Below are 5094 nucleotides of genomic sequence, written 5' to 3' on the forward strand. Positions count from 1 at the left end.
CGTGGGCTCGGAGATGTGTATAAGAGACAGGGTACGGCGGGGCGGGCGATCCGCTGGCCGGGATGCCGCCGCTCGCGCCGATCGGGCGGCGCATCATGGCGCGGCTCGTCGACTGGGTGATCGTCGCCATCCCGCTGGCGATCATCGGCATCCCGTTCGACATCTACCGCCGGGTGACGGACGAGGACGTGGCGGACGTCTGGACGTCGAGCAGCACCGGGCAGGTGGTGTTCCAGCTCATCACCATCGTGGCGTACGTCGCCTACGACACCTTCTTCCACCGGAGGAACGGCCAGACGCTCGGCAAGCGGCTGATGGGCCTGCGGGTCGGGATGCTCAACGACGGCCGGGTGCCGGACACCAACGCCGCGCTGATCCGCGCCATCGTGCTCTGGCTGCCCGCGCTGATCTGCTGCGCCTGCCTGTGGCCGCTGCTGATCCTGATCCTCATCCTGGTCGACAAGCCGTACCGGCAGGGCCTGCACGACAAGGCCGCGAAGACCGTGGTGGTGTCGACGACTCCCCGCTGACCGGGTCGACGGCGGCGGGGGTTCAGCGGCGCAGGGAGTGCTCGCGCGCCGGGGTCTCGGCCCCGGCCCGCGGGCGGCGGGCGTAGGGCCCGGTTGTCGGGGCGGCGGTGTGCCGCCCGGCGGTCCGGGCCTTCGCGCGTGCCCGCAGCGCGGCGGGGAGGCGTACGCCCACCGCGACGAGCACCCCGAGCAGCAGGGACGCCACCCCCACCAGCGCGACGTCCGGACCGCTGGTGGCGCCGGAGGCGAGCAGCAGGGTGACGGTCGCGAGGACGGTGGTGGCCGAACCGTACGCGAGCTGTGCGGTGATCGGACGCGGCATGGCGGCTTCCGTCCTCGGGAGGGTGGGAGACGAGGGCCTGTGCGGGGGCGTACGGGGATTGCTGGCCTGCGAGAGCGCGCGGCCCTCGGGGAAAGGCCGCCCTGCTTCGACTCTACGAGGGTGGATGCCCCGAAGGAACCGGCAGTAAGCGTGAGTTGACCCACGGTACCGGTGCACGGGGGGCGCACGGGGTCGAAGCCGGGGGAGCCGGGCCGGGCTCGGACCGACACCGCCATGTCCGGCCCCGGTGTCCCGCCGCCGCCTCCCGGCGCCCGGACCACCCCGCCGCGCGTCGCGTTGTCGACATGTCCGTAATCCGGGTTGACGTGTCCACATAGAGCACACACTCCTCACAAGTCAAGGTCTGTCTTTTCGCGCCACCATCCGGTCGAATGTCGTCACTTGTGACGCGACTCCGCACGCGGATAAACACTTCGACCCCCCATCCGCGGTGCCCGGAGCGCGGGGAGGACAAGATCAAGTGACCAGCAGACGACGGGCGTTCAGGACGTCCGCGGTGCTTGTGGCGCTCGCCGCCACCGCCGCCACCGCCTCCGCCCTCACCACGGCGCAGGCCGACAACCGCCCGGTTCGCTCCGTGGAGCGCCACGACCCCGCGCCCGGTGCGCACGGGGTTCCCGGGCACGACCACGCCGCCAAGGTCGACCACGACCTCGACGGCCCGTTCAGCAGGCAGCAGGCCCAGCAGCGCGAGGCCGCGCTGGAGCAGGTGCTGGCCGGCGACCTCAAGGTGGAGCGCAGGGGCGCCTCCAAGGTCGTCAAGCTGGACGACAAGAAGTACGTCGAGCTCGGCCGTGAGAAGACCGACAAGATCTTCACCATCCTGGTCGAGTTCGGCGACAAGGTGGACGACACCACCCTCGTCGACCGCGCCGACGACGACACCCCGGACCTGAAGCCGAAGTACGGCGGCACGCCCGGCCCCCAGCACAACCGGATAGCCGAGCCCGACCGCAAGGTCGACAACTCCACGGCCTGGCAGAAGGACTACAACCGGCAGCACTTCCAGGACCTCTACTTCGGCACCGGCACGGACAAGAAGACCGGCAAGAAGAAGGAGTCGCTGAAGACCTACTACGAGAAGACCTCCTCGGGTCGCTACTCGGTCGACGGCACGGTCTCCGACTGGGTCAAGGTCCAGTACAACGAGGCCCGTTACGGTTCCAACTACTGCGGCTCGACCAACTGCGCCAACGTGTGGGACGCCGTCCGCGACGGCGTGACCGCCTGGTCGGCGCAGCAGAAGGCGGCCGGCAGGACCGACGCCCAGATCAAGGCGCAGCTCGCCCAGTACGACCAGTGGGACCGCTACGACTTCGACGCCGACGGCAACTTCAACGAGCCCGACGGCTACATCGACCACTTCCAGATCGTGCACGCCGGCGAGGACGAGTCCGCGGGCGGCGGCGCCGAGGGCACCAACGCCCTGTGGGCGCACCGCTGGTACGCCTACGGCACCGACGCCGGCAAGACCGGCCCGGCGAGCAACAAGGCCGGCGGCACCCAGATCGGCAACAGCGGCATCTGGGTCGGCGACTACACCATGCAGCCGGAGAACGGCGGACTGGGCGTCTTCGCCCACGAGTACGGCCACGACCTCGGCCTGCCGGACCTCTACGACACCTCCGGCCAGCCCGGCGCGGAGAACTCCACCGGCTTCTGGTCGCTGATGTCCTCCGGTTCCTGGCTGGGCACCGGCAAGACCGAGATCGGCGACCTGCCCGGCGACATGACCTCGTGGGACAAGCTCCAGCTCGGCTGGCTGAACTACGAGAAGGCCAAGGCGGCGACCAAGTCGACGCACACGCTGGGCGTCTCGGCGTACAACACCAAGAACCCGCAGGCCGTCGTCGTCGAACTGCCCAAGAAGAACGTCACCACCTCGGTCGTGAAGCCCGCCCAGGGCGCCACCCAGTGGTGGAGCGACATGGGCGACGACCTGAAGAACACCCTCACCCGCTCCGTCGACCTCACCGGCAAGTCCAAGGCCGAACTGGCCCTGGACGGCTGGTGGGACATCGAGAAGGACTACGACTACCTCTACACCGAGGTGTCCACAGACGGCGGCAAGAGCTGGACCGCGCTGGCCGGCACCGCCAACGGCAAGGCCATCCCGGCCGACGCCTCCGGCGCCCCCGCGCTGACCGACGTCTCCGGCTCGTACCAGAAGCTCGTGTACCCGCTCGACGCGTACGCCGGCAAGAAGTTCGACCTCCGCTTCCGCTACCAGACCGACGGCGGCGCGGGCGGCAAGGGCTTCACCGCCGACTCCATCGCGCTCACCGCGGACGGCGCGGCGGTCTTCACCGACGGCGCCGAGAACGGCGACAACGGCTGGACGGCGAAGGGCTTCTCGCGCATCGGCGCCGCCTTCACCAACGCCTACGAGCAGTACTACATCGCCGAGAACCGGCAGTACGTCTCGTACGACAGGACCCTGAAGACCGGCCCGTACAACTTCGGCTTCACCGCGCCGAAGGACGGCTGGGTGGAGCACTACCCGTACCAGACCGGCCTGCTGGTCTGGCAGTGGGACACCTCCCAGAAGGACAACAACACCGCCGTCCACCCGGGCCAGGGCCTGATCCTGCCGGTCGACGCCCACGCCAAGCCGCTGAAGTGGAAGGACGGCACGCTCCAGCGCAACCGCGTCCAGGCGTACGACTCGCCCTTCAGCCTCTACCGCACGGACGCGCTCACCCTGCACAAGGCGAACGTGCCGGTGCGCGTCCCGTCGCTGGCCGGCGTCCCGGCCTTCGACGACCGCAAGGGCGTCTACTGGTACCAGGAGACCGAGCGGGCCGGCGTCAAGGTAACTGACACCAACACCAAGATCTCCATCGTCGACCAGCCGAGGAACGGGCAGACGATCAAGATCAAGGTCGGTCCGTCCTCTAAGTAACAGTAAAACCGCAGGTCACAGCATGATCGGCCGTCGCCCTCTAGCGGGCGGCGGCCGATCGTGTTTAGGTGCATGGGGCTCGGCGCTTATTGACACCCGGACGGCACCGGCGACGCGAGAAGGAGGACGGGGATGCCCGGCGGAGGATTCAGCAGGCTGCCCGGCGGCAGTGTGGTCGTCGCGCTCGGCCTGCCCAGTCCGGCCGGCGACGGCTCCTCGGTGCGCGTCCTGGTGCACGCCGTCAACCGCCCGCGCGCCCTGACCCGGCTCCGCAACCTCGGCCTGCGCGCCGTCTACCTCCGGGGCAACACCCACCCGCCCACCCCGGACGAGGTCACCGCCGTGCTGCACCACCCGGAGGGGCTGCTCTGGCGGACCCTGCCGCAGGGCGACGCCGAGCTGTGGCACCCCATCCGCGCCCTGCCGCGCCGCCCGCAGGCCGCCCGCACCGCCGCCCCGCAGGCGCATGCCCCCGCTGCCCCGCAAGCCCAGGCGCCGGTGGCCCGGCCGCCGGCTCCCCGGAGCGGTTCCCGCCCGCTCTTCTGGCGCTCGGCCGAACCCCGCGACGGCCTGCTCGCGCCCGGCGACGGCGCCGGACGCGGCCCCCGGGACGACGGCCCGCGCGCTCGCGAGGACGGCCGCCGCACGGGCACCCACTGAGGCGGCGGCCCGGACGGCCCCGGTCGCCTCAGCGCTCGGCGGGCTGGACGACCGGCTTGCCGGTCAGCTCCACGCCGGCCGCCCGCAGCTCCTCCAGGGCGCGCTCGCTGGTCTCCTCGGCCACCCCGGCCGTCAGGTCCAGCAGCACCTGGGTGCGGAAGCCCGCGCGGACCGCGTCCAGCGCGGTGGCGCGCACGCAGTGGTCGGTGGCGACGCCGACCACGTCCACCTCGGTCACCCCCCGCTCGCGCAGCCACTGCGCCAGCCCGGTCTCGTTCTCGTCCGTCCCCTCGAAACCGCTGTACGCGGCCGCGTACGCGCCCTTGTCGAAGACCGCGTCGATGGCGCCGGACGCCACGGCGGGCGCGAAGTTCGGGTGGAAGCCGGCGCCCTCGGTGCCGGCCACGCAGTGCACCGGCCAGGAGTCCACGTAGTCCGGCTGGTCGGAGAAGTGGCCGCCCGGGTCGATGTGGTGGTCCCGGGTCGCCACCACGTGCCGGTAGACCGCCCCGGCCGCCTCGCCGACCAGGTCGGTGATGGCCGCGGCCACGTCCGCGGCCCCGGTCACGGCGAGGCTGCCGCCCTCGCAGAAGTCGTTCTGTACGTCGACGACGATCAGTGCCCGGTGCATGGCGGACGCCCTTCGGTGGGGTGGGGAC

3 protein-coding genes and 2 pseudogenes are annotated in these 5094 nt (G+C 71.2%); 3 read left to right on the forward strand and 2 right to left on the reverse strand.

The window, feature by feature from the left end:
• Nucleotides 1-32: 32 nt before the first annotated feature.
• Nucleotides 33-530, forward strand: a pseudogene (locus C6N75_RS27865) (RDD family protein); the annotation flags it as partial.
• Nucleotides 531-552: 22 nt separating this feature from the next.
• Here the strand turns inward: C6N75_RS27865 and C6N75_RS27870 are convergent.
• The gene (locus tag C6N75_RS27870) at nucleotides 553-852 is read right to left on the reverse strand and encodes a hypothetical protein (RefSeq protein ID WP_105871634.1); all 300 of its coding nucleotides are present in this window, start codon (nucleotides 850-852) and stop codon (nucleotides 553-555) included.
• Nucleotides 853-1333: 481 nt separating this feature from the next.
• Between C6N75_RS27870 and C6N75_RS27875 the strand changes: the two genes are divergently transcribed.
• Nucleotides 1334-3775 (forward strand): immune inhibitor A domain-containing protein, encoded by a 2442-nt coding sequence (locus C6N75_RS27875; protein WP_105871635.1) that lies wholly within the window; start codon nucleotides 1334-1336, stop codon nucleotides 3773-3775.
• Between the two features lie 132 nt (nucleotides 3776-3907).
• Nucleotides 3908-4216 (forward strand): annotated as a pseudogene (locus tag C6N75_RS27880) (hypothetical protein); the annotation flags it as partial.
• Nucleotides 4217-4463: 247 nt separating this feature from the next.
• Here the strand turns inward: C6N75_RS27880 and C6N75_RS27885 are convergent.
• Nucleotides 4464-5066 (reverse strand): nicotinamidase, encoded by a 603-nt coding sequence (locus C6N75_RS27885; protein WP_105871636.1) that lies wholly within the window; start codon nucleotides 5064-5066, stop codon nucleotides 4464-4466.
• Between the last annotated feature and the right edge of the window lie 28 nt (nucleotides 5067-5094).

Origin of the sequence: Streptomyces solincola (genome assembly GCF_002982015.1) — a bacterium.
GTDB classification, from domain to species: Bacteria; Actinomycetota; Actinomycetes; order Streptomycetales; family Streptomycetaceae; genus Streptomyces; species Streptomyces solincola.